The sequence below is a fragment of the Desulfovibrio intestinalis genome (assembly GCF_014202345.1).
Taxonomy (GTDB): Bacteria; Desulfobacterota; Desulfovibrionia; order Desulfovibrionales; family Desulfovibrionaceae; genus Desulfovibrio; species Desulfovibrio intestinalis.
The window spans coordinates 246079-272557 of record NZ_JACHGO010000001.1 but is presented as its reverse complement, the minus strand read 5'-3'; the positions used below and the strand labels follow the sequence as shown (position 1 = coordinate 272557).

28 protein-coding genes and 1 pseudogene are annotated in these 26479 nt (G+C 50.2%); 8 read left to right on the top strand and 21 right to left on the bottom strand.

Annotated features, from left to right (window positions below; genetic code table 11):
* The first annotated feature begins 101 nt into the window (after positions 1-101).
* The 3 genes from HNQ38_RS01220 to traI are packed head-to-tail and all read left to right on the top strand — an operon-like array spanning position 102 to position 2555.
* On the top strand, positions 102-749 hold the full coding sequence (locus HNQ38_RS01220) for a lytic transglycosylase domain-containing protein (protein ID WP_246387925.1): 648 nt from the start codon (positions 102-104) through the stop codon (positions 747-749).
* Entirely contained in the window at positions 643-903 is a 261-nt protein-coding gene (locus HNQ38_RS14525) for a plasmid mobilization protein (protein WP_425485976.1), read from the top strand. The genes HNQ38_RS01220 and HNQ38_RS14525 overlap by 107 nt, the downstream gene beginning before the upstream one ends.
* Positions 900-2555, top strand: coding sequence for a TraI/MobA(P) family conjugative relaxase (gene traI / locus HNQ38_RS01215; RefSeq protein ID WP_183717460.1), 1656 nt, complete (start codon positions 900-902; stop codon positions 2553-2555). Before HNQ38_RS14525 ends, traI begins: the two co-directional genes overlap by 4 nt.
* On the opposite strand, the gene HNQ38_RS01210 is transcribed toward traI, so the two are convergent.
* The 4 genes from HNQ38_RS01210 to HNQ38_RS01195 form a co-directional block, all read right to left on the bottom strand.
* Positions 2556-2801, bottom strand: a complete 246-nt coding sequence (locus HNQ38_RS01210) for a helix-turn-helix domain-containing protein (protein ID WP_183717458.1) — start codon at positions 2799-2801, stop codon at positions 2556-2558.
* A gap of 108 nt (positions 2802-2909) precedes the next feature.
* Complete coding sequence (locus HNQ38_RS01205) at positions 2910-3095, bottom strand: hypothetical protein (RefSeq protein WP_183717457.1); 186 nt, start codon at positions 3093-3095, stop codon at positions 2910-2912.
* 307 nt (positions 3096-3402) lie between these two features.
* Positions 3403-3855, bottom strand: coding sequence for a siroheme decarboxylase subunit alpha (ahbA, locus tag HNQ38_RS01200; RefSeq protein WP_246387951.1), 453 nt, complete (start codon positions 3853-3855; stop codon positions 3403-3405).
* A gap of 71 nt (positions 3856-3926) precedes the next feature.
* Positions 3927-4571, bottom strand: coding sequence for a phosphatidylserine decarboxylase family protein (locus HNQ38_RS01195; protein ID WP_183717453.1), 645 nt, complete (start codon positions 4569-4571; stop codon positions 3927-3929).
* Positions 4572-4700: 129 nt separating this feature from the next.
* On the opposite strand from HNQ38_RS01195, the gene HNQ38_RS01190 reads away from it, so the two are divergent.
* Both HNQ38_RS01190 and HNQ38_RS01185 read left to right on the top strand, forming a co-directional pair.
* A complete protein-coding gene (locus HNQ38_RS01190; RefSeq protein WP_183717451.1) occupies positions 4701-5132 on the top strand; it encodes a MerR family transcriptional regulator in 432 nt (143 codons plus the stop codon).
* 528 nt (positions 5133-5660) lie between these two features.
* Entirely contained in the window at positions 5661-6446 is a 786-nt protein-coding gene (locus HNQ38_RS01185; protein WP_183717449.1) for an MBL fold metallo-hydrolase, read from the top strand.
* A gap of 115 nt (positions 6447-6561) precedes the next feature.
* On the opposite strand, the gene HNQ38_RS01180 is transcribed toward HNQ38_RS01185, so the two are convergent.
* Both HNQ38_RS01180 and HNQ38_RS01175 read right to left on the bottom strand, forming a co-directional pair.
* Complete coding sequence (locus HNQ38_RS01180; protein WP_183717447.1) at positions 6562-6999, bottom strand: Lrp/AsnC family transcriptional regulator; 438 nt, start codon at positions 6997-6999, stop codon at positions 6562-6564.
* Positions 7000-7276: 277 nt separating this feature from the next.
* Positions 7277-7723: a hypothetical protein gene (locus HNQ38_RS01175; protein ID WP_183717445.1), complete on the bottom strand. Its 447-nt coding sequence runs from the start codon at positions 7721-7723 to the stop codon at positions 7277-7279.
* A 219-nt stretch (positions 7724-7942) separates the two neighbouring features.
* Here HNQ38_RS01175 and HNQ38_RS01170 point away from each other — a divergent pair.
* Positions 7943-8128: pseudogene (locus HNQ38_RS01170) on the top strand (IS1595 family transposase); the annotation flags it as partial.
* 182 nt (positions 8129-8310) lie between these two features.
* Here HNQ38_RS01170 and HNQ38_RS14520 read toward each other — a convergent pair.
* Positions 8311-9345 carry a heavy metal translocating P-type ATPase gene (locus HNQ38_RS14520; protein WP_281377786.1) on the bottom strand — a complete coding sequence of 345 codons (1035 nt, stop codon included), beginning with the start codon at positions 9343-9345 and terminating at the stop codon, positions 8311-8313.
* The gene (locus HNQ38_RS14515) at positions 9279-10640 is read right to left on the bottom strand and encodes a cation-translocating P-type ATPase (protein ID WP_281377777.1); all 1362 of its coding nucleotides are present in this window, start codon (positions 10638-10640) and stop codon (positions 9279-9281) included. The genes HNQ38_RS14520 and HNQ38_RS14515 overlap by 67 nt, the downstream gene beginning before the upstream one ends.
* Before the next feature lie 93 nt (positions 10641-10733).
* Here HNQ38_RS14515 and HNQ38_RS14120 point away from each other — a divergent pair, with 93 nt between their 5' ends.
* The gene (locus tag HNQ38_RS14120) at positions 10734-10943 is read left to right on the top strand and encodes a hypothetical protein (RefSeq protein ID WP_246387924.1); all 210 of its coding nucleotides are present in this window, start codon (positions 10734-10736) and stop codon (positions 10941-10943) included.
* Between the two features lie 523 nt (positions 10944-11466).
* Entirely contained in the window at positions 11467-11967 is a 501-nt protein-coding gene (gene cadR / locus HNQ38_RS01160; RefSeq protein ID WP_183717443.1) for a Cd(II)/Pb(II)-responsive transcriptional regulator, read from the top strand.
* A gap of 196 nt (positions 11968-12163) precedes the next feature.
* On the opposite strand, the gene topA is transcribed toward cadR, so the two are convergent.
* The 13 genes from topA to trbJ form a co-directional block, all read right to left on the bottom strand.
* Positions 12164-13951 (bottom strand): type I DNA topoisomerase, encoded by a 1788-nt coding sequence (topA, locus tag HNQ38_RS01155; protein ID WP_183717441.1) that lies wholly within the window; start codon positions 13949-13951, stop codon positions 12164-12166.
* 73 nt (positions 13952-14024) lie between these two features.
* Complete coding sequence (locus HNQ38_RS01150) at positions 14025-15209, bottom strand: hypothetical protein (protein ID WP_183717439.1); 1185 nt, start codon at positions 15207-15209, stop codon at positions 14025-14027.
* A 227-nt stretch (positions 15210-15436) separates the two neighbouring features.
* Positions 15437-17680, bottom strand: a complete 2244-nt coding sequence (locus tag HNQ38_RS01145) for a zincin-like metallopeptidase domain-containing protein (RefSeq protein WP_183717437.1) — start codon at positions 17678-17680, stop codon at positions 15437-15439.
* Complete coding sequence (locus tag HNQ38_RS01140) at positions 17670-17876, bottom strand: hypothetical protein (protein WP_183717435.1); 207 nt, start codon at positions 17874-17876, stop codon at positions 17670-17672. Before HNQ38_RS01140 ends, HNQ38_RS01145 begins: the two co-directional genes overlap by 11 nt.
* A gap of 2 nt (positions 17877-17878) precedes the next feature.
* Entirely contained in the window at positions 17879-18394 is a 516-nt protein-coding gene (traF, locus tag HNQ38_RS01135; RefSeq protein ID WP_183717433.1) for a conjugative transfer signal peptidase TraF, read from the bottom strand.
* Positions 18372-20402 carry a type IV secretory system conjugative DNA transfer family protein gene (locus tag HNQ38_RS01130; protein ID WP_183717431.1) on the bottom strand — a complete coding sequence of 677 codons (2031 nt, stop codon included), beginning with the start codon at positions 20400-20402 and terminating at the stop codon, positions 18372-18374. Before HNQ38_RS01130 ends, traF begins: the two co-directional genes overlap by 23 nt.
* A 69-nt stretch (positions 20403-20471) precedes the next feature.
* Complete coding sequence (locus HNQ38_RS01125; RefSeq protein ID WP_183717429.1) at positions 20472-21014, bottom strand: hypothetical protein; 543 nt, start codon at positions 21012-21014, stop codon at positions 20472-20474.
* A 132-nt stretch (positions 21015-21146) separates the two neighbouring features.
* The gene (locus tag HNQ38_RS01120; protein WP_183717427.1) at positions 21147-22373 is read right to left on the bottom strand and encodes a TrbI/VirB10 family protein; all 1227 of its coding nucleotides are present in this window, start codon (positions 22371-22373) and stop codon (positions 21147-21149) included.
* Between the two features lie 8 nt (positions 22374-22381).
* Positions 22382-22888, bottom strand: coding sequence for a hypothetical protein (locus HNQ38_RS01115; protein WP_183717425.1), 507 nt, complete (start codon positions 22886-22888; stop codon positions 22382-22384).
* Entirely contained in the window at positions 22888-23805 is a 918-nt protein-coding gene (gene trbG / locus HNQ38_RS01110) for a P-type conjugative transfer protein TrbG (protein WP_183717422.1), read from the bottom strand. Before trbG ends, HNQ38_RS01115 begins: the two co-directional genes overlap by 1 nt.
* Positions 23806-23813: 8 nt before the next feature.
* Entirely contained in the window at positions 23814-24536 is a 723-nt protein-coding gene (locus HNQ38_RS01105; RefSeq protein ID WP_183717420.1) for a VirB8 family type IV secretion system protein, read from the bottom strand.
* Positions 24537-24546: 10 nt separating this feature from the next.
* Positions 24547-25659 carry a P-type conjugative transfer protein TrbL gene (gene trbL, locus HNQ38_RS01100; protein WP_183717418.1) on the bottom strand — a complete coding sequence of 371 codons (1113 nt, stop codon included), beginning with the start codon at positions 25657-25659 and terminating at the stop codon, positions 24547-24549.
* A gap of 9 nt (positions 25660-25668) precedes the next feature.
* Positions 25669-26469, bottom strand: coding sequence for a P-type conjugative transfer protein TrbJ (gene trbJ / locus HNQ38_RS01095; protein ID WP_183717416.1), 801 nt, complete (start codon positions 26467-26469; stop codon positions 25669-25671).
* Positions 26470-26479 lie beyond the last annotated feature (10 nt).

Here is a 26479-nt window from a genome sequence, read left to right as displayed (position 1 = left end):
GACAGAGGAAGTGTACCCACCTTCAGTGGTTCCATTCCATTCCTGCCCTGCGGGGCTGCTTATTCGCGTTCCGCTCAACGCATAATCAGAGGGCTGGCCCAATGAAAAAAATACTCACGCTGGTAGCTCTGCTTTGTCTGCATACGCCAACAGTTGCAGCGGAACTTTACGCCAAGCCAGAGCCGCCCGCCCAACTGGTGGAAGCTATCGCCCTTCAGGAATCCGGCCTAAACCCTTTTGCGGTCAATATAGCCGGAAGATCCTACTCCCCTGCCACGCGGGAGAAAGCGGAACAGCTCATACAAAGGGCGATTGCGGCTGGCCTGTCTTTTGACGTTGGCAAAATGCAGATAAATTCATGGTGGATGGAGCGTTACGGCATAGACCCGCTATCACTGCTCGACCCGGCCACCAATGAGCGTTGGGGTACATGGATACTTGCGGAAGAGATCGCCCGGCACGGACTGAACTGGAAAGCCGTGGGCAAATACCATTCCCCAGACCCGGAGCGTGGCAGGCGCTACGCTTGGCTCGTTTATCGTCACTATGCAGGCCTAGGAGCCTCCAGAATTCAGGAGGCTCCTTGTGTCGAGCAAAAAGTTGATTCTCAGAACCTATCTGACCCCAGAGGAACACGCACAGATCAGAGCATCGGCCCGCAAGGCGGGGCTGTCCCTTTCCACGTTCAGCAAAAGGGTGTGCCTTGGGTTTTCCGTCCCAAGCCTGGAACATCAGGAGGCAAGGATTGAATTACGACGGCTAAAAGGCGACCTCGGCAGACTTGGCGGGCTGGTGAAGCAGGCATTGGCAAATGGCGCGGACAGGCAGACAGTTCACCGTCTTTTACATGAGCTGGACGCCCGGCAGCGGGAAGTTCAGCAGGCCATAGCGGTCATACGATGATCAGCAAAAAAGTGGACATTAGCCCCAAAAATGCCAGCTACGCCCGTCTTGCAGAGTACATTGCCGATGCCAGGCATGGAGGCGAAAAATGTCTCATGCGCTGGTGCGCCGGATGCCTTGGTGACGATGATTACCATGAGGCTATTGCCGATGTCATAGATGTTCAGGCCATGAACACTCGCAGCCGACAGGGCAAGACCTATCACCTTATAATCAGCTTCCGCTCGGAGGACGAGGCCAAGCTGACGCCAGCGCTTTTCAGGGTCATCGAAGAACGCTTTGCCACCGCATTGGGATATGCCGAGCATCAGCGACATTGCGGCGTCCACAAAAACACGGCCAATCTTCATATGCACATAGCATACAGCATGATCCACCCGGAGAAATATACTCGGCATGAACCATTCCGCGATTACTGGAAGCGGGACAAAATATGCCGAGAACTGGAGTGGGAATATGGTCTTACCATTGATAATGGCCGAACTAAAGACAAGCAACGACCTTTGAGCGCGAAAGCCATGCTTATTGAAACCCATACTGGCCAGCAATCATTTGAGTCGTATGCCCAAGGCCGCAGAGACAGCATTTTATATCTTCTGACAGCGGCAACGGACTGGCAAACACTTCATGAGAGGCTTGCCCGGCATGGCTTGGTGATAAAACCACGTGGTAACGGTCTAATTCTGGCTGATCGCCATAATCAGCGGCATACCGCAAAAGCCAGCATGGTAGACAGAGCCTTGTCGCTGAAAAAGTTGGAGGAAAAATTCGGGCTGTACCTTCCAGCGCGGAACTTGGGAAAAATACCAGAGCAAAGCCGGTATCAGGCAACCCCCTTGCATCGTTCTCCAGAACGCGGCGCTTTGTATGCGGAATACCAACAAGGCATTGAAAAACGAAAATCAGGCTTGGCCACCGTCAAGGATCAGGAAGGCGCTGCTATAGTTGCGATCAAAGAAAAATGGGCGGCCAAACGCAGGGAATTGGAACGGCTGAACATAGCAAAAAAGAACCGCCTTGGTCTGCTGCAACTGGCCCACAAGCATGAGGCAGAGGAAATCGCCAGAGCCAAACTGCCGTTTCAATCTACTCGTGAGGATATACGTGGAGAGGTTCCTTTCACTTCATGGAATGGTTTCCTGCAATATAAAGCTGGTCAGGGCAATGAAATCGCTTTAGCCATTTTGCGTTCCAAACAGAGGACTGCGGAGCCGGAGCGGGAACCGCAATCCACTAGAGCAAAAGCATGGTCACAGCACAGCAAGGAAAAGTTCGCAGAGAACCATTCAAAAATCCAGGTAGAATACGCAGCCAGGGAAGTAGCCGCCTTGAAGAATGAAAACCTGAGCTGTCAGGGCAGAAAGCAGCTTTTGGCGATATTACGCATGGAGCAGATTGCCGCCCATTTCTCTGCAATAATAGACCGCAAGGGAACCGTCATCTTCTCCCTGCCCGACGGCGGAAGAATTATGGACAGCGGAAAGGAGATACTCTTTTCGGGCAACAATGAGGCCGCACGGCACACAGCAGTTCAGTACGCGCAGAAAAAATGGGGAAAGGGGATGCATGTAGAGGAAAACAAAATTGTGCGGCTGAAAAAAAAGCTGGAGAAGGAGCAGCACTGGAAGCAACAACAGAGTAGGGAGCGGTAGTTATTGTTGTTCCATTTTTTCGGCAACGGGGTCAAGCAGCTTTCCGGGGGTTGTGTCCAACGCCTTGGCAAGCCGAAAGATCATTTCAAAACTTGGCTGCCTTGCACCATTTTCCAGTGAGCTAATAAAAGTCCGCAAAACATCGACACGCTCACTAAGCTGCTCTTGTGTGAGCTGCCTTTCAATCCTGTAAGCGCGTAATACTTCGCCGAAATATGGACTCTTTTTTACTCGTCGATTTGCCATAATTTGACATAATAGACGAGTAGGTGAAATTTGTTTGACAGCCAGGGATGTCGCTAGCGCAGATTATCGTGCCCACAAATGTCGGCACGGGTTAAATTGTGAGGAATGCTATTCAAGACTGATCAGAGCCAAAAAAGTCAGGATGGATTCTCTCACGGCCATTGCAGCAGATGGTAGACCCTTTATTTCTCCACCATGCTTGATTAGTTCCGATTCGCATGTGAGCAAAACCCCACTAATCACTTCACGGCAAAGTTGTTCTAATTTTTCCAATTCAATTTTGTCCCTATCCATACAAAAACTCCTTTTGGAGTTTTCCGCACACCGCGACGATGCAGCTCCATACAAAAAAACCGCCTGTAACAAGTACAAAGCGGTTATAAAAGCCACAAGCGAGAAATAGTTGATCCATTTCTCAAGAGTCAACGCACAAAGGCATCAAAGACATACAAAGTGCAGTATGCTGATGTTAAATGCCTTACTGTGCGCAGCAGCTTGGGCAGACTTTTCATTGCCAATTCGCTCGTAACGGCGAACTTAGCGTTGTTCGCTCTTTTTCAAATTCTCCTATTTAACAGTAAGTTGAATTACTATCCGCTTGCTATTTCTCCATTTTGAAGTCCACTTTGACCTTGTATAGTCTGGTCATTGGAAGGTTCAGAACGGCAATGCCCATTTTATCTGCTATGCCGTCAACAATAGCGCAAAGCATTTCCCATGAAGGTGCTATGCAAGTAAACCAAACGTTATATTCGTGGCTGCGTAGATAGTTGTGGGTAACGCCAGGATGGGCGTTAACTTCGGCCACAAATGCGGCCAGTTTTGCCTCCGGCACTTTTGCAGCACAGAGCGTACTCCTGAATCCGAGCTTGGCCGCGTCAAAATTTGCACCAATCCTACGAATGGTTTTCCGCCCCTTCATTTTTTGGACGCGGGAAAAAGCCTCTTCCTCCGACACACCCGCAGCCCGCCCGATAACGGCATAGGGTCGAGACTCTAGCGGAAATGAACTCTGGATGATGTTGAGAATGCGGCGGTCAACAGAATCAAGCATATCATCAGGGCAAGGATCGATAGCTCCCCCGTCTAATTCGTGTCTTGGCGAGATTGCGTCATTGCCTGTCATCAGTACTGTTTCCTCTGTGCTATAACAGTTTGTCCGGCAAACACACTCTCCCCTATTGAAACAATGGGGGAGTAGTTTTCTGGCAGATACAGGTCTACTCTGGAGCCAAATTTAATCATGCCGAAGCGTTCACCGCGTTTCAGTTCATCCGCTTCATCGACACGACACACGATGCGCTGTGCCACCAATCCCGCAATTTGTACCATGACAAAATTTCCATCCGAGCTTTCAATGGAGTAGGCGCACCGTTCGTTGTACTTGGACGCTTTATCCAGTGAGGCGTTAAAAAACTTTCCAGGATAATAGGTAATAGCGGAGATTTTGGCCGTTACTGGCACCCTGTTCACATGCACGTTGAACAGATTCATAAAGACACTGATGCACACACGAGGTTGCCCCGTAAACGGCTCTGGCGCTTCCTGAATCTTAACAACTTTCCCATCCGCAGGGCTGACGGCAATTCCCTCTTCGGTTGGAACGACTCTTTCAGGATCACGAAAAAAATGACTGGAAAACCACGTGGCCACAAGCAGAACAAGTGTCAACGGCCAGCAGCCAATAAGCGAAAATATCAGGGCGGAAAAAGAGCACAAAAGAATGAATGGTAAGCCTTCAACCGCAAGGCCAATAGATGCTTTTTTCATGGGGATCTCATTCGCATTTGAAGTGTTGAAGCTAACGCCACAGCCAGTCCTAGCTTTTGGAAATTTTAATGCTTATAGTCACTATAAGGTCAAGGTAATCCAACAAATATCTTTTATGGTGGGAAAATAATGAAAATTGGTGAGTTGGCAAAATTATCTGGGATTCAGACTGTCACGATACGGTTTTATGAAAAGGAAGGTTTGCTGGATGCTCCTGTCCGCTCCGATTCAAATTACAGAATTTATGGAAACGACGATTTTGAACGGCTGCGATTCATAAAACATTGCCGTCAACACGGCATAGGATTGTCCGACATTCGTCAACTTTTGGCTTACAAAAATAACCCACAAGCAAGATGTGAATTTGCCAATGCTCTGGTAAAAAAACATATTGTCAATGTGCGAATGCAAATAGAATCACTTGTCCACCTGGAATGGCAGTTGGAACAATTGCTGGAATGCGCCAGAAAAAAACCCGGCCGAGGGATAATCGACAGTCTGAACAAGGGGGATAGTTGTCCCGACTGTGCACGCCATCGTCAGCAAAAAGCACGGGGTTAAAATAAAAAAAGAGGCCATATAGCGTCCCGAAAATTTTCTGGCTGTTTAAACCCTCTATATTTAGATTTGGGATCTCAGCAGATCGTCATCTTCGGGGATAACCATCTTGAAGGTTGGCTATAACAACCTTAACGAACTGGCGGACTTCTTTTCTGCCAATCATTGCATGACCTACTGCGTCCAGATAGGAAGCAATAATCTTTGTTTCTTCTGGGGTTTCTCGTATAACTTCGGCAATATCTTTCAGGCCCATAATAATAGAGCTAGTCAGAAATTGTCATCCGACGCCAGTGAAGAACCGGAGCACAGTTTTTACAGGATCACTAACTTTTCAATGGCATACTTTTCTGAGGGAGGGTCAACAGCGGATACTAGGGGGAGTTGGGGTTCACTTGATTTTTTCAAGAAAAAACATCGTTAATTTAGAATTAGATCCTGTATCCACAAAAACCACAATGATAAGGTCACTCTTAATCAGAAACATTTCCTCACCAATGAGTGCGGGAAACAACTTTTAAGGAGTGACTTATGAATATTAAGCAAATTCGAAGTGCTATGGTTCGCATTGATTATGCAGGAAAAACCTTTTTGACTGACCCCTGGTTGGGGGAAAAAGGCAGCATGGGGCCCTTTACTGACCCATCATTTCGCTATTGCAATCCAGAGCAAGCCAAGATTGCCATGCCCATGTGCGACTTGCCAATGTCCGTTGAAGAAATCTTGAGAGGCGTCGATGCCTACATCGTGACCCATGTTCACCCGGACCATATTGACATGGCCGCCGATGGCACAGTTGGTGCTCCTATGGATAAAAATATTCCGGTTTTTGTGCAGAGTGAAGATGATGGCGAGATTCTGAAGCGGTCAGGTTTCACATCAGTAAGCGTACTGTCAGAAAATTCCTTTTTCCATGACATTAAACTTATTAAGACCCCTGGCCTGCACGGAACAAAAATTCCTTGTGGGCCATCCTGCGGTGTAATCTTTGAGCACCAGAATGAAAAAAAACTATACGTTGCTGGTGACACTATCTGGTATTCGGGAGTGGCCGATACGCTAACGAAATTCAATCCCGATGTTATCATCCTCAATGCCTGCGCAGCAGAATTTATTGACCAAGGGCGGCTAATTATGGACGATAATGATGTCAATGAAGTTTATATCGCTTGCCCTGAGTCCAATATCATTATCAGCCATATGGATAATGTGGCGCATGCTTCGATCACCAGGGAAACCATGCGTGAACGTCTGACAGAGCGCGGCATATGGAACAAAGTCTTCATGCCTAATGACGGAGAAGACTACAGCTTCTGATTTCGACACATCTGAACGGAGAAAACTCCCTGACAGCCCCCCCATCCTCTGGCAGTATTTTTATGACAGCTCGGATGGGGGGATAACTTTTTAAAGGAACAGGACTTCAATGTATTTAGTCTTCAAAATCTTGCATGTTCTTTAAAACAAGATTTACCTCACAACGACCAACCTCTTCAATATCCTTGAGAAAACTATGTAGATCTTCAATCTCAAGGAATGCCATATCAAAAACATAACATTGTTCTCCCGTAACTTGGTAGCAATGTATCATGCGGTACCTGTCATTCTTTAATTTTTTTTCATAATTGCCAAGATTTGACTTTTCCATCTGCAAACGTATGAGTGCATGAATTTTGAAACCAAAAACTGGACAATCTATGTTTATAGTATATTTTTGAAGCACACCAATATCTTCAAGCTTCTCGACCCTATTTTTTGCAGCTTGGCCAGAAAGATGTACCATATCACCTAGTTCTTTCATGGTGATACGCCCATTCTTTCTTAAACAATATATGATACGTTCATCTATTTCATCTATTTTATTTTTCATTCTACCTCCAAACAAAAAAATACCACAACGTATTACAACTATCATATCAGCATGATTAATTGTATGTTGACCATAATAACATTTTAAACATTATTCTAAGATGTACTTCTGGAGTTTAATTTTTAAATTTACAACACCAACTCCCCAGAAATCCCCCCCTGCGCCCCCCCATAGAAATATCTACGGCTCAAAGTCGAATTCAGCCTCCCTTCCCGTAGATAGCAGACGGAACGAGATTGAACGAGTGTGGCCAGCAACGGATAAGAATGGCATATCGTTAACATGAAGTGATTACCCTTGCCTCCCCATACTCCTCACGAATTTTCCCAAGAACAAACTCTAATTTATTTCCGTCTTTAAGCAAAGCAAATGGAAGCATTTTAACATCAGGGAAGCATTTAAGCAACACCAACAAATGATGTCGCCCATCCATTAACTCTATAGAGCTATTCAATGCACGTGGTTTATAATTTATTGTTGGACAATAAAATATAATATCTGAATTTTTTGTTTTATCACACACCTTCTGCAATTTTATTGGATTATAATATTGCATGCCTCGACAAAAAAGTAGCTCAAATATTTTTTCTGTTTTTATTTCTATCAGCCAAATTCCACCATCACGTGGCACCATGTGAATATCTGAAAACACAATCTCACTTTGCAATTTAATAGGAAGATCTGACAACTCACGGCACATAATTTCTGAATTTGATGAACGCATTCTCACCCCTGTCACTTATGATGCGTTGACGATAGAAAGCACAGTGAATCATATCACAATCACTGCATTTTAACTATCTAAAATTTAAAGACTATCATGCTTTTTAATAATAAAAATGGTGTCTTGCCTGGCTAAGCCAACCATGATTGGCTTAGCCAGGTATATCAAAAAAACAAGTATGCGACTCGTTCGAAAATCTTAGAGGCCAAAATCATTTAAATCGTGAGATTTTTTGCCGTTGACTTGGATGCCTTGCAGATTGCGCAAATCGCAGGTGTGAACCGAGATACTGTGAATAGGTATTTGGCGGCATTTCGCCAGGGCATGGCCCATTTCTGCAAGGCTGAATCTTCTGTAAAGGGCGAAGTTGGGGTTGACGAAAGCTACTTCCGCGCTCGCCGAGTTATCCAAGGATTGGAATCAGCTGACAAGCAGGGGTAACCGTCGCTTGCCTTGTAGCTTGCGAATGCGTCAGAATACATATGTCCTGTTTTTTGTTGTGACATGTCTTTCTCCGTAGAAAAATCGATTTCATAGGGTTATTGCAGGAAAGAACAAACAATAGTTTTCCCCAGCAGGTTTTTCTGTTATTTGCGCATTGCCCGCAGCCCGTTGGCGACAACCACCAGGGCCGCGCCTACATCCGCGAAGACAGCCATCCACATGGTCGCAAGACCCATGAAGGTCAGAGCGAAGAACAACGCCTTCACACCAAGGGCAAAGACAATGTTCTGCACAAGAATGGCGTATGTGGATTTAGACAGGCCGATGAAGCGCGGTATCTTGCGCAGGTCATCGTCCATCAGGGCAACATCGGCGGTTTCTATGGCCGTGTCCGTGCCGCCGCCCGCCATGGCGAAGCCGATATTGGCCTTGGCCAGAGCCGGGGCGTCATTGATCCCGTCACCCACCATACCGACCTTGCCACCAGCCTTTTCAAGCTCTTCAATGACACGGAGCTTGTCTTCGGGCAACAGATTGCCCTTAAAGGAATCCACACCCACCTGCTCGGCAATAGCCAATGCCGTGTGCTCGTTGTCGCCGGTCAGCATCATGGTCTTGACGCCGAGCTTCTTGAGTTCGCGGATAGCTTCAATACTGGAGTCTTTCAATGTATCGGCCACGGCGAACAAGCCCTGCACGCCTTTTTCTCCGACAAGAGCGACGACGGTTTTCCCCATTTTTTCCAGTGCGAAAATACGTTCTTCCAACGTGGTCGAGCATTTCTTCAACTCTTCCACCATGCGGTGATTGCCGAGATACCACTTCTGCCCTCCGATTACGCCGCAGACGCCCTGGCCCGGAATTGCTGCGAAATCGTCCACACCCAACAGCTCAATCTTGTTCTCAACGGCTTTTTCCGCGATGGCTCTGGATACAGGGTGGTCGGAACGGGCGGCAATACTGGCGGCAAGAGCAGTTGTTCTGTAGTCGCCCATGTTGCCGATTTCCACGAAATCCGTCTGGCACGGTTTGCCGTGGGTGATGGTGCCGGTTTTATCCAGCGCCAGCCATGTGAGAAGTCGCCCCTGTTCCAGAAAAGTGCCGCCCTTGATCAGAATGCCGTAGCGTGTGGCCGCGGCCATGCCGGAAACGATGCTGACCGGCGTGGAAATAACCAGGGCGCAGGGGCAACCGATGACGAGGATAACCAGCGCAGTGTAAATGGAGGGGTAAACCTCGGCCCCCAGAACAGTGGCGGGATAACAGCCGCGAGGATGGCGGTCAGGAACACTGCGGGGGTGTAATACTTTGCAAACTGGTCAACAAAGCGTTGCATTGGCGCACGCGCTCCCTGCGCTTCTTCAACAGCATGAATAATTCGGGAGAGTGTGGAATTCGTGGCCGCTGCCGTTACTTCAAATTCGAACGAGCCGGAGTCGTTGATGGTGCCCGCATAAACGGTATCACCGATAGTTTTTTCAACCGGCATACTTTCACCGGTAATGGGTGCCTGATTGATGGCGGATTGGCCCTGCACGATGGTTCCATCAAGGCCGACCTTTTCGCCGGGCTTTACACGCACACGGCTGCCAACGGCCACCTGACGAATATCCATTTCCACCCATGCGCCGTCAGGCCGTAAAACAGTGGCCTTTTCCGGCGCGAGAGCCAGCAAGTCCTTGATGGCGTTTCTGGCCCTGTCCAATGCCTTGGCTTCAATTGCCTCCGACAAGTTGAACAGTACCATGACCATTGCGGCTTCGGGGTATTGCCCAATGATGACCGCGCCGGTTACGGCCACGGACATGAGAGCATTAATGTTCAGGTTGAAATTGGAGATAGCCAGCCAACCCTTTCTGTACGTGGAAAGACCTGCGAAAACGATGGCAAGCACGGCAAAGAGCAAAGGCAACCATTCCAATACGTCAAAGCCGTTTATCTTCCATGTGCTGATATCAACCCCAAATGGCTTTGTCCCCCATTCGCTTATCAGCTCAAAGGCTTCAGAAAGCCCGGCTGCAACACCAGCGATTGCCAGCTTGCCCCAGGGAATTTTGGGTTCGGGAATAACGTTGCTTTCTCCCGCTTCCATATCCATGAGCTTGGCATTCATGTTCAGAGATATGAGAGCTTCGGAAATGGATGGGAGAGCCGACGGCTCGTGCCGCACCCTCAACGTGCGCTGCATCAGGTTGAATTCAAGTCCCAACACGCCGGGCATTCCGTTCAACTTGGCCCTGATCAGATTTTCCTCAACCGGGCAATCCATGCCGTTAACCGAGAACATGGCTACCGTGCCTTGTTTCGCGCTAATTACTTCGGGCGTCATGTCGATAGCTTTCAAGGCCGCGATAATGGGTTCCGTGGAGGGCAATTCATGGTCAACGGTCAGAACACGCTGCATCAAGTTGAAATCAAGGTTGGTGATGCCCGGAACTCCCCCCAGTTTTTTGCGAATAAGAGCTTCTTCCATGGGGCAGTCCATATTCATGATGCGGTAGATGGCGCGGGTATCGGAAGCCTCACCAATGGCTGCGAGGTCAACTGGCGCAGCTTCAGCGTGGTCATGACCGCAGCAACCGCCGTCCGCATGAGCGTGGTCGTGACTGTGAGCATGCGCGGATTGATGACCATGCCCGGCACAGCCACTATGGTCATGGCTATGAGCATGGGCCGGTTCATGCGCATGGTCATGTTCCGTATGATCATGGTTGCACGATTCGCTGCGGGTGTGTTCGTAAACTTTTTGGGTATGGTTGTGGGAACAACCGCATGAATCGTGTTTTTGTGAGGCAAGAAGGGAAGCGGCCTTCTCACAAAGAAACCCTGTCGGATGCAGGGAACCGCAAGGGCACGCTACTGTTGGACTACTCATGGATTTCTCCGGGCATATGATTGAGATTGATGGGCGTTATTGCCTTCTCATCCATCTTTTTGCTAAAACTAGTGTCTATAGAGGCTATAGGGTCAAGCTGATTTTAGAATCATTTTTCCGTGAGCCATCACCCTTGAGTGCAGACTAATGTCTATAGGAAGTATAGGGTCAAGGCTTTTTGTAAAACTCTCACGAAAAATATTTTCTTAAAATTTCGCAATGTTGAATTGACTCAACAAGAATGAGCGATACTTAGCCTGCATCCCGTTGACTCTATAGTGAGTATAGAGATTAGTTTTAGCTCGAGGAACGGATGAGTGATTTTGGGGATGCACTTTCGTGGCGTGCTCGCCATTAGCGCAAAAATTTACGTCACCAATACCTATACTTACTAGAGGGTTTATTGGGCAGTTATGGAGACACCATGAAAATGAAAATCGGGGAGCTAGCCAAAATGGTTGGCTGCAAGGTCGTAACGATACGATTCTATGAAAAGGAAGGGCTTTTGAAAGAGCCGGATCGCACCGGAGCCAATTATAGGCTTTATGGCGACAAGGAAATTGAGCGGTTGCGCTTTATCAGACATTGTCGCCGCCATGGCATGACACTCTCGGAAATCCGTGAGCTTTTGGCGTTCAGAGATACCCCGAAAGCAAATTGCGATTGGGTGGGCACTCTTGTCCAAAAACACATCGTCAACGTGGAAGAGCAGATAGAATCACTGACTCAGTTGAAAGCCCAGTTAGAGCATTTGCGACACAAATGTTCTAAAGGAAAAAACGGAGAATGTGGCATTATCGAAAGCCTGAGCGACAGCAAAGGCTGTCCTTTTTGTGAAGATTTTCGTTGCCGCAGTGAGCAGCACGAAAAACAAAGGAGGTTACAAGAAATAGCACTCAAAAATAACACTTCTTTTGCCAGCTAGAATGCGCGGTCCGGCGATCTAGGCTTGTTTTCGATGAGAGTAAAAAAAGGCTTGGCGCTATACTGCGTATCACCATTAAACATTTATTTATTCAAGACTGATTTTCGCGTTTCAAATGTTTGCAGACGCTTTATACTTTATAAAATACACCCGCCGAACTAGTTTACCGCTGAATCAGCGGGCGTCCTCTCGTTAATTATGCTTTGCCGTCACACTCCGGCCAGTCGGAGCAGCCCCAAAAATCATAACCGCCCTTGCCATCTTTGCCGGGCTTTTTCATCCGATGCACCATAGGTTTGCCACATTTTTCGCAAACTTTGCCCGTGGCCTTGGCAAATGCCTGTACTTCATTGGAAAGCCGGTCATAGGCTGAAGCTATGACGGCGTGGTATTCCGCTTTCCCTTCCGCAATATCATCAAGGGATTGTTCCATCGTGCGGGTGAAGTCGTACTCAATGAAAGAAAAATGTCCGCAAAGACCAGAAACAATCTTTTCCCCCAAGACCGTGGGCACAAGAAAGCGTTTTTCCGTGGTGACATATTGCCGGTTGGAGATGGTGTCTATAATTGCCGCATAGGTAGACGGACGCCCAATGCCGCGTTTTTCCAGCTCGCGGATAAGGCTGGCTTCCGTAAAGCGGGAGGCGGGTTTAGTCTTTTTCGTCGTGACCGTTCCCGTCAGTGCCGTGGCTTTTGTGCCGGGCTTCATGGCCGGGACGAGGTTGGAAGGCTCTTTTTCACCTTCCGCATCATCTTCCGATGTCGCCAGAACCTTCCAACCTGGCGAAAGCAGCGTTCGGCCTTTTGCCTCAAATAATGCCTGGTTTCCGTCCGTATCCGCGCCAAGCTGGAGAGTCCGAACCGCATAAGCAGCATCTTCCAACTGGCAAGCCAGAGAACGAATCCGGATAAGAAGATACAAAGCTTTTTCGTCCGCAGTTTCCCCGGCTTCCTCAATTTCAATGTGAGTCGGTCTAATGGCCTCATGTGCTTCTTGCGCCCCCTCTTTGGATTTCCAATTGCGGGGCGTTTCCACCAGCGGCCAGCCCTTTGTTTCGCAATACACCCGGATAGCGTATACCGCTTCTTGCGAAAGGTTGGGGCTGTCTGTTCTCATGTAGGTAATCGCGCCTTGTTCATAAAGGCGTTGCGCAAATTGCATTGTCTGCTTTGGTGTGAATCTGAGTGACAAGCTGGCTGCCTGCTGCAATGTGGAGGTCGTGAAGGGAGCCGGAGGCGCGGCGTGGCTTTCAGATTCCGTGCAGTCCAGCACATCCAGCGTCCGCAGCGCAGCCGCTTTTTCCGCAAGGGATTTATCCAGCAAATATTCTTGTCCCTCTTCAAGACAAGGATTGACCAGAAGCGTGGCTTTCCAGCCGTCCGTGATATTGTCCACATTTTCAAAGGTAAGTTCCGCGCCGTAATGCGTTGTGCTGGAAAAGGCTTTGATTTCATTTTCCCGCTCCACCACCAGACGTACCGCCGGGCTTTGCACCCGGCCAGCGGAAAGTTTTTCTCCAACGGCATTGGAGAGCGGCCTGGACACCAGATAACCGCAGAATCGATCCAGCACCCGCCGCCCTTCTTGCGCGGCGACCAGGGCCATATCAATGGAACGAGGGTTGGAGAGCGCAGCGCGTATGGCCGCTTCCGTAATTTCTGTATAGGTGACGCGCTTGGCATTTTTCAGTTTCAGGGCGTCTTGCAGATGCCACGCAATAGCTTCCCCCTCTCTATCGGGGTCTGTGGCAAGAAAAACCTCGTCCGCGTGCTTCACCAGCCCGGCTAGCCGGGACAACACCTCCTTGCCCCTATCTGTTGGAAGATACTGCGGTTTGAAGTCAGGAACGACCACGCCCATTTCCTTGACGGGCAGATCACGCACATGGCCCACAGAGGCCGCAACCCTCCAGCCAGAGCCGAGGATTTCCTGTACCTTTTTCACCTTGCCGGGGGATTCGAGGATCAACAATTTCGTGCACATGACTTTTCCTTAAGGGGCCGTCATGCGGCGCGAGATTGGGGCGCGAGGCCCGCAGAGCGCTTAAATTAAGAAATCATATTTCTTTTGCCAACATTGGTGAAACGTCCCGCTGTAAATATGTTCCATGATACTCAAGCAAGTTGAGTATGATTTTTTCCAAGAATAACAGTAATATTGTATGCGTTTCCATGAGAAGAACCGCACTGCGATCCATATCTGGAATTATTTTTTGCTCGGAATGCACTAAATCATTCCTTATGCGATTTACAAGGTCAAATGGAGTCGAGCCACAACAAGCGCCAAGAGCCTGTAGTTCTCTCGCATTGCCCAAAAAAACATTTGCAGAAATACTCTCTAAGTATTTTTCGATTTTACCAAATGATTTGTTTTTTTCCCAATTTTCTTCTGAAATAAAAGAAGGGGTTGGTATTCTATCAATCAATACCTCTATAGCAGTCTTTGATATAATAACACTTGATATTAAATCTATATTACGACTTGAATTTACTGTTAAATACATGCTTATGACTCTCTTCAATGATTCAAAGTCACATATACATATAAATTTTTCAAATAGATGATTGATTTTGGCTTCCATTTCTTCTGTCAACACGCTGTGGGATGCTTTAGTTTGTAGACCAGGGAATAACTGGATAAGGACTCTTTCATTGTTTTTATCGAATAATTCTATCGAATTCGAATTTATGAATCTGCCATTTAGAAAAGATATAAAATAGCGAATTTGATTTAAAAATAACATCATTTCATCAATTTCTATATCAGAGTTGTCACTTTTCTTGATTTTAATAACATTACTTTCATCTTCGTCGCTTATGTGAAAACTGTAATTCATCAATGTGCTAAATTTAAAAATATTTTTTACATTTATATTTTTTCCAAATTTAAGTATAGCGTGCTCGCATAAGCCAGGAGCAACATTAATTTCCAGTTTATTTATGCTAGTTCCAATATATACTTCATGATTTTTGCAAAACACAGTATCAGTATATATAATAAAACCACGTATCACTCTGCCATTAATTTCCATATCAACATATGGATTTTCTTGAATTGCATATGAGCAATCCGTCATGAATCGTTGAGACTCTATATCATCGGCGCTAAAGTTGATAATTATTTTACCTTCTAATACACCTATTTTTGCTTTTTTCGTAATTGATTTATCTCTATATTTGTCTAGAGTGATACAAATATCCGTATCTAGATAGTATACTACTTTTTCAAAATTAGACTTCACTTCGTATGATTCCTTTTTAAAAAGCCTATAAAATAACTGGATTAAGAACTGTAAACATGTCGCAGAATTGTTATTCTACTCTCTTTTTATAACATGCTGACATTGTGTGAGCGTTGTATTTGAATTTTTAGTGTGCCAGAGATTGGCGTCAAAATCTAGCCAAGATAGGGCGATATTAAGCCGCCAGACGGCGCGAGATTGGGGCGCGAGGCCCGCAGAAGTAAGAATTAGAGGCTCATACCCCTTTCCATCTCTTGAGGGTGTGATTTCTTCCGGTCAACGCCTTTCTGCAGAACGAGGCCCACTTGCCGTTTCACTTCATCTAGGCCACGCGACTGGTGCAAATCGTTAAAGTCCGTCAACCCCTTTGCCCGTTCTTCATCAGTGAAGACCGGAGCCACGACCTTGCCCCCGATCTCTTGAGCGGCTCTTTGAGCTAGTTCCACCCCCTTGTTCCAGGGTTCTGTCCCCTCCGGCGTTCGTCGCGTATGCTGATGATCATTGTCGGCGCAGATAGTGATCGCGGCATTGGGGAATTTTTCCCGCAGTTTTTTGGCTACAGGTTCTAGATTGCCCGCGTCAAAGGCCACGGCCACGGGCTTTTCCGTTGCCATGTGCAGCGTCGCCCCTGTGGCGTAGCCTTCGGCCAGAATGATTTCCCCGTGGGCCAAATCTTTGGAAAGGTCTTTGTCGGGATTGACAAACATGTGGAAGTTGCCGTTTTTCTCCATCCCGTACATGAAACTCTTTGTGCCATCCTGGGTGATGGTTTGCAGGCCGCGCAGTTCCTTGTCCACCGTCATAACGGGAACCAGCAGAGTGCCGTCCACCTTCTCACGCACACCAAAAGGCTGAACGCCCTTGGCCTGCAAATATGGGTTGTCGGCAGAGGCCCAATCATGAGCGATCCATTCCGCATGAGCGTCCCGCGCCGTCTTTTGCTGGCGCTCCAGAATAAACCGCTGGCGTTCTTCCTGCTTTCTGGCAATTTCGATGCGTTGGGCCTCCACCTCTTCCTTGCTCAGAGTGTGGCCCGTGGCAACCCAGGTCGTTTTTTCGCCGGCACTGAAATTATGCACCCAGCCAGCAGGCCGTTCATCAAGATAGCCGCAGTATGCGCCGTCAAGGTCGCCGCCGTTCCTGCCGATGAGCGGAACACGATGTATCTGCCCATCCATGATCGGCGCTTTGCCGCGCAAATCCAGCCCGGCTTGTTCCAGAGCATTGGCAAACTCTTCTTTTGGAGACAAAAATAGTTCCGGCGCTAGGGCTTTTTCCGGCGTCTTTTCTGGAACCCATCTCGCCAGCGGCGTGAGGTCGGTTCCTTCCGGCGCAAACCAGAGCTTGTTTTCCTTGTCCCACTTCGCGCCGAACTTCTTGGCCCGCTCTTTTTCCCGATACGGAACGGCAAGGAAGGTTTTCTCCGGAGCCGGATTCGCAGGAACACCCATAGCGGCTATTTGCTCCCTTTTTTCAAAGGATTTTCCTCGTTGCGCAGACTTCTCCGGCTGCACAACCTGTTCCGGGCCTTCCTGCCGGAGTTCCTTTTTCCGCTCCAGGTCAAAGACGTATTCCTTGATTTTTTCCGCGTCCCGGCAAGCTCGCACAACTTCATAGGGGTCTTCTTTCAGGGCTTGAATCCATGACTGCACATAGGCGGCATGTTGGCCGGGATCGTGGCCGATGCCGATTTCCTGTCCGAGCATCCACGAGGCGATTTCCGCCCGCAGCTCTTCCCGCGCATATGTTTCCGAACCCAAGGGGCCAAACTCACGGTTCAGACGGTTTTCTTCACCTGTCCAGTGGCCCAACTCGTGCAAGGCCGTTGCATAGTATTTATCCGGCGCGTCAAAGTTTTCCTTGGGCGGCAGATGAATGGCGTCTTCCATACGCCGATAAAAGGCCCGGTTGCTCTGATCGTGTTTTATGATCGCGCCGGAAGCGGCAAGGATGTTTTCCGCCTTTTCAATGGGTTCCCACTCATAGGCTTTATCCGTGAGCTGGAGCGGAGGAATGCCGTCAACCTGTTCGGCATTGAACACGTGGGCGAAACGGACAATGGGTTTATCCAATTCCACCTTTTCTTTTTCCGGCTTGCCGTCGGCATTAAGGACGGGCTTACCCTCTTTATCCAGCTTGTCTTTTTCTTCGGTGAACTGAAAATAGACCACCGGTGTGGCCTTGCTGCCGGGCAAAATGCTGTAACCGTTGTCATTGGCCTGTTTCAGCGTCATCCAGCGCGGATCGTCATAGCCGGAAAGCGCCAGATGCACCCGGTTCATGCCCCGGTACACAGTGCCGGAGGCGGGATTGTGGGGAACCAGAGAGACTTTCCCCGGCGTCCAGGGAACTTGCCACGGGGCTGTGCCTTGCTGGAGGCGTTCAATGATTTTGCTGGCAAACTCTTCATGGAACGGGGGACGCTTCGGCTTCTGCGGCTTCTGAGTGCCGGTTTTGGTGTTAGCCGACATAGACCACCTCCCCGGAATCGGTGACCGTCAGAAGGCCGTCTTCCACCATGTCAGCCAGCGTGATGGCCTCTTCAGGGAAAGCCCCCATATAGTCCGCAACGTCAGGGTCAAGCGGGACACCGTAAATTACGACATTGCCTTCAATCTGCCGCGCAATGACTTTTGCCGCAGCGCGTAAATATTCTTTGTCTTGCATGGTCAATTTCCTTTTGGGGTAAAAACAAAAACAGGTTCGACCCATTGGAGGCTTTCCAGCGGAACGAACCCGAAATAGCGGCTGTCGAAACTGCCGGGATGATCGGCCAGCACCAACGCCATGCCGGAAGGCACGACACCCGACATCCACGGAAGCAGAGCCGACGGCATGGGCCGTCCCTGACTGTCCACGGCGCGGATCGGGAATGCGGAAGGATCAACAAAGTCGCCCGGCAGCGCGGCCAGACGTTTGAGCAAAGGCCGCAGCCCGGAGGGACAGGAACCAGGTTCCAGATAGCCGCGCTCCAAAGCCAATTCCGCGAACTCGCCTTCCAAGCAAAAACTCACCAGATTATTTTTTGTTGGAGCTTCGGAAACAAGGCAATAGATGCCCTTGGGCAAAGACGGTGTGGGGTTGAAGCGCAGGCCCGCACAAAAAAACAGGACGAGGGTCAGAGCCAGTCCGATCACGGCGAACAGCGCCCGCCGCAGCACGCTACTCAACGAAATACTGCTCACTGGAAGCCTCTTTCTTTTCAGAGATTGCGGCGGGAGCTGGCGTTGCGGCATACCACGCCGCAGGACGCGGCGCATAAATGGAATCCGATACCCCGCTTTGGTATTGAGGTGTCAGGCCGGGAACGGGGATTTTTGCGCGAGCCGAGAAAACCGGATCGAAGAAAAAGAGAATTTGCCGACCGTAGATAGGCGACTGCCCGGTGGTGAAAATCAGCATATCGCCGGGTTTGACCACCTTGCCCAGTGAATCCTTCTCCGGGCCGGGGAGCCTCATGCACTCGTCAGGCGTGAGCAGGGGCCGGGCCGTTTCGGAGACGTTGACCGAGGCGTTTTTCATATGCCCGGTTCTTGAACCGGAGAGAGAAACTTTTTCTTCCACAACAGTGGTTTTGCCAGTTATATCGGAAATAATTTTGGCCGTTTCAATGGTGTTGGGGGCGTAAGCAATGCGAACATGGCAGTTCGCCATGAGAGCGTTATCCTTGCCGTACACGGCGTTCATTTGGGTAATGTCCTGAACAATGATGTAGACCTTGCCGCCGTATCCGGCGATATAGGCCAACGCCTTTTCCATGATTGGTAGCTTGCCCAGACTGGTGAACTCGTCCAGCAGGAGCAGAAGGCGGTGTTTGTACCCGGCCACACTTACGCCGTCCGCAAACTCCATCTTGGCGCAGATACGGCGCACAATCATATCCACCATGAGCCGCAGGAGGGGCCGCATCCGGTCAATATCCGCAGGGGATATGACAAGATACAGATTCACCGGCTTTTCATGGTTCATCAGGTCATGGATAAGAAAATCGCAAGAAGCGGTGTTCAGAGCCACCACCGGATCGCGGTAGAGCGCAAGATTGGTCAAAGCCGTGGAAACCACGCCGCTGGCTTCGTTTTCCGCCTTATTCAACAGCTCTCTGGCGGAACTGGCGATAAAGATATGCGCTTTGTCACCGCTTTCAGCGCCGGGGAATATCTCCTGAAGCAGCACGGCGTGATCCGTTTCCACCATTTCTTTGAACAGGTCTTGAATGGTGCGGCTCTCGTCCGCCAACATGCAGGAGAGATCATAGAGGGTTGCCGTCCGCTTTTGGGCGTGACGGGTCATAATGCAGCAATGCAGAATCGCCCCACCGAGCATGGCGAAAGCCGCCTTGCTCCAATGGTCTTCCAGCCCCTTGCCAGTGGGGTCAACCAGCATGGCAGCCATATTCTGCACGTCCGGTATCGCCAGCAGCGTATCGAGGCGGAGTTCTTCCAGGGGATTGAAGCGGGCCGACGCGCCGGAAGGATCGGAGGGGTCGAAACGCAAAACGATCTGATCTTGGGATTTGCGCCACCCGGCAGTTAAAGCCCAGTTTTCGCCTTTAATATCAAGAACGATGCTGGAGCCTTCCCAGGCCAGGAGTGTGGGCAGAATCAGGCCCACCCCCTTGCCCGAACGTGTAGGCGCAAAGACTATGAGGTGTTCCGGGCCGTTGTGCCGGAGGTAGAGCTGTGTTTCTTCGGGCCGGGATTTGAGCTTTCGCAGTAGGAGTGCGACCCCGGCATATTTTTTCAGCCAGCCGCCTACATAAACGCCCTTGCCATCAAAGTAGCCCATTGTGCGGATTTCGCGCTCTTCCGCCCACCGCGCCGAGCCATGCAGATTGGCATTAGATCGCAATTTTTTCTGAAAACAGAGCCAGACGCCAATGATGACGAATTGAGGAAGCAGGAAAAGAGCCTGGCTGTGGGCAATGGCCTGATCAATAAAACCGTTGGAATCGCTTGCCCCAAGCCGCTCTTGCCAGGCAAAGACCGACCACGGGGCATACCACAGAAGGCCAAAGGCGACTCCCCACGGCTGGCCGAGAGCGGCCTGATACCCAAAAAACGCCGCTATGCGCTGAGTCGCCAGAACCATGTTGCCAATACCGAGCAGCAGTATGAACGGCAGATACAGCCAGCGTAGCGGCGTTTTTTGAGGGGATTTCTCCCTCAAACCGTATTGAACTTTTTTCGCGCACATGACGTCCTCTTGTGGAGGCCGTCAAGCGGCGCGGGGTTGGAGCACATAGCCCGCAATCAATAAGGATGACTAGGACGTTAAACCTTCTTGGGCTGCAATATATTCTGTCCTAAAAATATTATCGAGTGTGTTCCAAATTTTCTTATAACTATCGTCAACTATACCACTTTCTGGATTTATTTCATATATACAGTTTTTTTCTGGCGTATTAAAAAAATTAGGTATTTTTTTATACATCCCAGATAATGCGGCATCAAGCTTTCCTCTATCCCCTTTTGTTGTTGTGGAGTACCTCCCTATCCCATTTAAAATTAAGTTGTAATATTCCACAAGTTCACTACTCTTACTATTTTCAAATACAATATTACATTCCTTAAAAAACTTAATTATGTCATGATGACGATGCGCCTTATCCACTTCTTCACCTGCAATCACACCACGCACAGCAAGGATTGACTTCAGATTTAGTTCGAAAGATAAAGCTGTACAATAATCTATAACGTGCACTACTGCTGAAAAATTTGCTCTCAACGATTCAGCAGAAATAAAAAACTCTTTTGCTCGTTGATTTAGTCTGGACGCCAAAAGCATGCTTCTCTGAGGAACTCTCATACAAACTCCTTATACTGACTTGAAACCCACTATTTAAGCTTCTACCCAAACTGGTACTTAGCATATAAAATTTTATGTGTAGAGTCCGTCGGATGACGCGTAGCCAGAGACATCGACAACAGGAAGAAATGATCATCTCTGAGGTCGATAAGGCCGCTCAAATACCATATCTTTGGTGACGATGACGTTAAACTGGTAGCCTGGTCGGATTTCTAGTGAGGGCTTGATGTTCAGATTCTTTTGCAGGAGTTGGAGCGTGGTCTGTCCAAGTTGCGCGGCTAGTGCGGAACCCATTTCATTCTGGAGAGTTGGCTTGTCCCTGTTAGAAGCACTATTATCCAACGAATCCATTGTAAAAGCCATGCCACCAGACATCATGCTCATCAACACTGCGGAACCGAAAATGCGGAAATAATGGTTGTTCACCTCATCTGTGTATCCGGCGTTGCCCGCCATATCCGAACCGGGCATGGCTCCAAGGGTAACAGCCGAGCCATCAGGGAACATCACGCGATTCCAGGCGACCAGGACCCGTTCCTGTCCATAGATCACGCGGGAATCGTACACGCCGAAGAGCTTTGCCCCTTGGGGCAGCAGTAAGTGATTGCCCGTGGCCGAATCAAAGACGTTTTGCGACACTTGGGCAATGATGTTGCCGGGCAGATCAGAATTGATGCCCGTCACCATGACACTGGGAATCACCGCGCCTGTTTTGACTTCATACTTTTGCCCGGCCATGCGCGGGTGAGGCAAAATCCAGCTTGTATCTTTCCCGGCCCGATCAAAGAATGCCTCTTTGTCCTTGTCCGCATTCGGGTCATAGGAGCTTTCCCGAACACCATACGGATCGACGGGCATAGGCATGGAAGATTTACCAGGGGCAGAACCGGAATCCGTATAGGGAACCGGACCTGCATTTGGCTGGCTGGCCTTTTTCACGCCAAGGGGAGCCGAAAGCGCGGTCAGATGGGCTTGCGCCTTCATACGCCGGAGGTTTTCCAATTCCTGCCGGTAGTTGTCGGACTGGCCTTTGTCGGATTGCACCACGATCAGCGGTTCCCGGCTTGCGACATTCTGCGTAGGTCTATCCGGCTGCATGACAGCGGGTGAACCAGCAGGGGGAGCCAAGGCAAGGCCGCGCCCTTCACCCATCAGCAGCGGTTTTTCTTCCTCCTTGATATCTACCTTGGGAGTGCCGCCTTGTTCCTCTTCCTGATTGTGGGCAAAGTTCACGCTGTAAACCAGTATGCCGAACAGGAGCAGCCCGGCCAGCAGCACGGCATAGAGCGGCCACTTGCTCATGCGGGCGGCATTGATCGTTTTTGTCGGTTCCAGACTGTTGGGGCTTGTAGCAGACATATCGCCCCCTACTCGAAAAGAGCGTTGCGGGTGGTGTCCGTGACTTCTTCCAGCATGGAACGCTTGAGTGCGGTTTCCGTGCGACTTTGTCCGGCTTCCGGCTGGCCGCTGGGGGTGTAGGCCCGTGCGATGGATATGCCATCTGTTTTGCTGTCAAAAATGCGGAGTTGCAGATACCATGTGCGTTCTTCGCCTTTCTCGGAAAGCGCATCCAACGTGTAGGCCACTGCCACAGCATCAGCCCGCGCATCGGGAGCCAGCGTAAAGCCTTTTGTCCGTAAACCACCTTCAAAGTCTTGTACAAAAGTATTTTCTACATTTTTGGCCGGGACGAGGTGGACGGCGGTATGCCCCGGAGGATACAGGTTTGATAGTAAGTCCACGGCATCGGCGGCAATAGCAGCAACGGTCTTGCCTTCCGCCAGAGGGCCACAATAGGAACCCACAGACCCACGCCCCGCACAGCCCGAAGCCAGTAGCACCATGAGCAGCAAAGGGAAAATGAGGATACGCATCACTTGTTTCCCCTTATGACTTCCACCTTTTCCTGATCGCCGCCCACACCGACAATGAGCGCGATACGCTCAAATAGTCCGTCCACCACCATAGCGGTATCCTTCACTCGGTAATTAACCAGCACATCACGGCTTCCCTTGCGGACAAGCAGCACAGGCATTTCCCCTGACGCCGTTTTTTTCGGCAGTTGGATAAAGGTTTGCCGCCCGTCATCATAAACACGCTCTGGCTTCCAAGCGGCTTTGCCCTTCACCTCATAACGAAAATTGAGCTTGGATAAATCCGCCTGCTGGCCGTCTACATTAGTGGAATTCCATTCGCGCTCTTTGGCTTCTTTCGCTTGCCGGGATGCGCTTTGGCGGTTCAGGGAGTCCGCATAGAGGAAACCGACATAGGGCGTGTGCCCTTTGCGTTGCGACACAAGGCGCAAGTGGTACGCACGACGATTTGTGGTGATCACTGTGGAGCTTTCCAGCCCTGCATCCACAGGTTTGATGAATAGATGCACCTTGGCATCCGGACCAGAACCAGCGGAGCCAGATTCCACCATCCAACGAGCCGAGTCGCCCACCACGATTTCATTGACCACCTCTCCGGCCTCAAGCTCCACATCCGAAACCTGCATAGGCGTTGCCACAATCGTGGGCAGGCTGGCCCCGTGGACGTACACCACCTTGCCGCCGCCGGACAGAACCGGATCAACATTTTGCCGCGCCCACTCATCGGAAAGGCTGAGAGCCTTTCTTTCCTTCGGGGTCAGCGGTACGACCTTGGAGCTGATATAGTCGATTTCCTGTACGGGCTGGCTGGCGCTCATGCCGTCTAGGGGCGGAGGATAACCGGATGGAATATTTTGAGCCGCAAACGTGGTATGGGCGCAGAGCGCAAGGGTGACAGCTAGCAATATCTTTTTCATGGTAGACCTCATTGCTCTTTCTGAATGGATGGGGTCTGCGCGCCGAGGACTTTTCCGGCCGACAGCGCCGTAATATATACACCACCCGGATTGCGGAGCAGAACAGCGTCCACCGTGGGCGGGTTGATCTGGATTGTCACAGTGGCCTCATAATTGTGCGAATCCAACATGATGCCCGCATGACTGCGGACGGTTTCAACCCATTCCACCCGGTACGAGTCAGAACTGACTGGCAGCGGCAACCCTTTGATTTCCACATGCACGAGCTTGCCGGTCTTGGCGATTTCATAGGGATTGTTGGCCTCATACCACTGGCGCAAAACGCCCTTGGCGCTTCCGGCCATGAAAAAGGAAAGCCGCTCGATCATTTTTTGCTGGAGTTCCACGTCCGCCGTGACCGTGCGCCAATCACTTACGCACTTGGCAATTTCCGCCTGGATCAGCCGCTGCGGAGTTTTGCTAGCCGCATCCGCCCGCGCCACAACCGCCGCTTTGCCAAGAGCGTCCACTTCAATAATGTAGGGAATGGCCTTTGCCTGGCTGACCTGCATGACGTTGCCAGTGATAGAAACGCTGGTGATAAGCAGACAGAGGAAGGCGACAATACGCCATTGCGCCGCACGGCTGATATAGGAGCCATAGCGTTCAAGCCACTCTTCACGTCCGTTCAGGTAGGGGCTTCCCCCTTTTTCTCGCCCAGGTAGTTCCGCTAGTGATTTGAAAAAAGACATAGATACCGCCTTATGTGTCGTTATTCATTTTGGCCCGTTCAAGCCGATCCTGCATTTCAGACCGGGTACGGGTACTGAGGGCTTTTTCGCCTGAAGCCTTGGCATCCTGCCGCGCTCCCCACAGCGATTTCGCCATGTGCTCCGCTTTGCCCAGACCTCTGGCCCCATCCATTCCTGCCACCTTGGCCGCGTCTTTCACGTTCTGCACGGTGTTGCTCCCCGCGACCATTGCGCCGATAGCCGCCCCACCCACGGCGGCAGCCGAGGTTGTAAGCGCCGCACCGTTGGCAACATGGGAACCGTTGATAATGCCCGCGCATACATCCGGCAGCGATTTGACCAGGGCAAGAAGCACCACGGATGCGCCAATGACCACAAAGATATCCTGCAATTCCGCCGTGGACGTAGAAAAATCTTCAATGAAGGCAATGCCCACGCCAAGAACGAGCTGCATCACAAAGAGTTTGAAGGCCACGGCCAGAACGTAACGGATAGCGTTGACGGCATAATCCTTGAGGAAAGCGCTACCGCCGAAGCCGACCAAAATCACAGCCGCCGCCATTGCCACCATTGCTTCGCACTTGATGAAGACTACTTGTGCAGAAATCAGGGCAAAACAGACGATGATCACCAGGGCGGCAATGAGCAGGGCTATGGAGTTGCCCGGCGACCAGACGGAGAGTTTATCCAGCACCAGTTTGACGAGCTGCATGCCGGTCAGAAACGGAGACTCCGAAGAGTAGCCACCGGGAGTCAGTTCCCTGCCGATTGCGCTCAGGCCATTGATCAAATTCCACGACCATTCCTTGTAATACGTGATAACGGCCATGAAAAACCCGGCCATGAGCAAGAGCATGACAAACTGTTTCAGAATGTCGCCAAGCTGATCTCGGTTGAGGGCGGCCTTGATGCCGAGAAAGCACACTTCCAGAATAACTAGCCAACGGAACACGGTCAGCGCGTACCGCTTCAAGGTCGGTTCCCAGACGCTTGTCTTTGAATAGAACTCATGCACCAGCCGTGACACAAAATCTTCATCAGCGGCATGGGCCTGTTCCGGCAAAAGCAGAAGCACCAGCGCCGGAAGGCAGAGCACGGCCAGAAGCAGCAAATACTTTTTCATGATCGCCGCCTAAAAGGGATCGGGCTTGGCTTTTGCACTGCCGATCCGATTTGTTTTCAGAGTGTCCCGCCACGCCTCTTCTGCCATTTGGCTTTCCTTTTCCGACTTCATCTGACTGGCCAAGTTGGACTGCACCTGTGTGGCCATGAGTTCGCGGAGCTGCCGAGCCTCCTGCACCTGAAGGGCCGAAAGCTGGTTTCCGGCCATGATCGCCTTTTGTTGGCCGTCCGGCGTGGAAAGCAGCTCGTCAAGGTAGGACTGGAAGCGCCCGGCGTCTTTTTGCAAATCTTCAAGCTGATAGCCGGAAAGCTGGAACGTGGCCTGGGAAGCCTGATCCACGGTTGCAGACCACTTGTCCCACTGTTGCTGATATTTCGCGTTGGCGGCTTCCACTTGTGTCGGGCTGGCCCCAGCCAGATCGCCAAAGAGGGATTGCTCAGGGAACAGAGAATTGAACACTTGCCCCAGGCCCACAATATCGCCGCGCATCGTCTTGAGGTCGCCGGAGAGATTGGCGAGGCGGGTCAGGTTGCCCTTGAGTTCGCTCACCAGATTGGCCGGAAGCTGGGCCGTGTTTTGCAGCATATTGGCGTATTGCTCGATATTTTGCTGCACCATGCGGATTTGTTGCGCGGTTTGTGTTATGGATTCGCGGTATTCGCTGATGAGCGTAGAAAGTTGCTCCATGTTTGTGGCGCGATCCAACGCCTGCAAAAGACTGTTGCTGCAATTCACACAAGAAACAGTCAGAGCATGGGCGGGAGTGGCGAACATGCACATGACGGCCAGGATAAACAGTAGCTTTTTCATAAAAACTCCT

What these genes read in the sequence shown, in the direction of transcription:
- HNQ38_RS01220 (WP_246387925.1), top strand. Translation starts at nt 102, where the DNA reads ATGAAAAAAATACTCACGCTGGTAGCTCTGCTTTGTCTGCATACGCCA.
- traI (WP_183717460.1), top strand. Translation starts at nt 900, where the DNA reads ATGATCAGCAAAAAAGTGGACATTAGCCCCAAAAATGCCAGCTACGCC.
- HNQ38_RS01210 (WP_183717458.1), bottom strand. Translation starts at nt 2,801, where the DNA reads ATGGCAAATCGACGAGTAAAAAAGAGTCCATATTTCGGCGAAGTATTA.
- HNQ38_RS01205 (WP_183717457.1), bottom strand. Translation starts at nt 3,095, where the DNA reads ATGGATAGGGACAAAATTGAATTGGAAAAATTAGAACAACTTTGCCGT.
- ahbA (WP_246387951.1), bottom strand. Translation starts at nt 3,855, where the DNA reads ATGCTTGATTCTGTTGACCGCCGCATTCTCAACATCATCCAGAGTTCA.
- HNQ38_RS01195 (WP_183717453.1), bottom strand. Translation starts at nt 4,571, where the DNA reads ATGAAAAAAGCATCTATTGGCCTTGCGGTTGAAGGCTTACCATTCATT.
- HNQ38_RS01190 (WP_183717451.1), top strand. Translation starts at nt 4,701, where the DNA reads ATGAAAATTGGTGAGTTGGCAAAATTATCTGGGATTCAGACTGTCACG.
- HNQ38_RS01185 (WP_183717449.1), top strand. Translation starts at nt 5,661, where the DNA reads ATGAATATTAAGCAAATTCGAAGTGCTATGGTTCGCATTGATTATGCA.
- HNQ38_RS01180 (WP_183717447.1), bottom strand. Translation starts at nt 6,999, where the DNA reads ATGAAAAATAAAATAGATGAAATAGATGAACGTATCATATATTGTTTA.
- HNQ38_RS01175 (WP_183717445.1), bottom strand. Translation starts at nt 7,723, where the DNA reads ATGCGTTCATCAAATTCAGAAATTATGTGCCGTGAGTTGTCAGATCTT.
- HNQ38_RS14515 (WP_281377777.1), bottom strand. Translation starts at nt 10,640, where the DNA reads ATGGAAGAAGCTCTTATTCGCAAAAAACTGGGGGGAGTTCCGGGCATC.
- HNQ38_RS14120 (WP_246387924.1), top strand. Translation starts at nt 10,734, where the DNA reads ATGACCGCAGCAACCGCCGTCCGCATGAGCGTGGTCGTGACTGTGAGC.
- cadR (WP_183717443.1), top strand. Translation starts at nt 11,467, where the DNA reads ATGAAAATGAAAATCGGGGAGCTAGCCAAAATGGTTGGCTGCAAGGTC.
- topA (WP_183717441.1), bottom strand. Translation starts at nt 13,951, where the DNA reads ATGTGCACGAAATTGTTGATCCTCGAATCCCCCGGCAAGGTGAAAAAG.
- HNQ38_RS01145 (WP_183717437.1), bottom strand. Translation starts at nt 17,680, where the DNA reads ATGTCGGCTAACACCAAAACCGGCACTCAGAAGCCGCAGAAGCCGAAG.
- HNQ38_RS01140 (WP_183717435.1), bottom strand. Translation starts at nt 17,876, where the DNA reads ATGCAAGACAAAGAATATTTACGCGCTGCGGCAAAAGTCATTGCGCGG.
- HNQ38_RS01130 (WP_183717431.1), bottom strand. Translation starts at nt 20,402, where the DNA reads ATGTGCGCGAAAAAAGTTCAATACGGTTTGAGGGAGAAATCCCCTCAA.
- HNQ38_RS01125 (WP_183717429.1), bottom strand. Translation starts at nt 21,014, where the DNA reads ATGAGAGTTCCTCAGAGAAGCATGCTTTTGGCGTCCAGACTAAATCAA.
- HNQ38_RS01120 (WP_183717427.1), bottom strand. Translation starts at nt 22,373, where the DNA reads ATGTCTGCTACAAGCCCCAACAGTCTGGAACCGACAAAAACGATCAAT.
- HNQ38_RS01115 (WP_183717425.1), bottom strand. Translation starts at nt 22,888, where the DNA reads ATGCGTATCCTCATTTTCCCTTTGCTGCTCATGGTGCTACTGGCTTCG.
- trbG (WP_183717422.1), bottom strand. Translation starts at nt 23,805, where the DNA reads ATGAAAAAGATATTGCTAGCTGTCACCCTTGCGCTCTGCGCCCATACC.
- HNQ38_RS01105 (WP_183717420.1), bottom strand. Translation starts at nt 24,536, where the DNA reads ATGTCTTTTTTCAAATCACTAGCGGAACTACCTGGGCGAGAAAAAGGG.
- trbL (WP_183717418.1), bottom strand. Translation starts at nt 25,659, where the DNA reads ATGAAAAAGTATTTGCTGCTTCTGGCCGTGCTCTGCCTTCCGGCGCTG.
- trbJ (WP_183717416.1), bottom strand. Translation starts at nt 26,469, where the DNA reads ATGAAAAAGCTACTGTTTATCCTGGCCGTCATGTGCATGTTCGCCACT.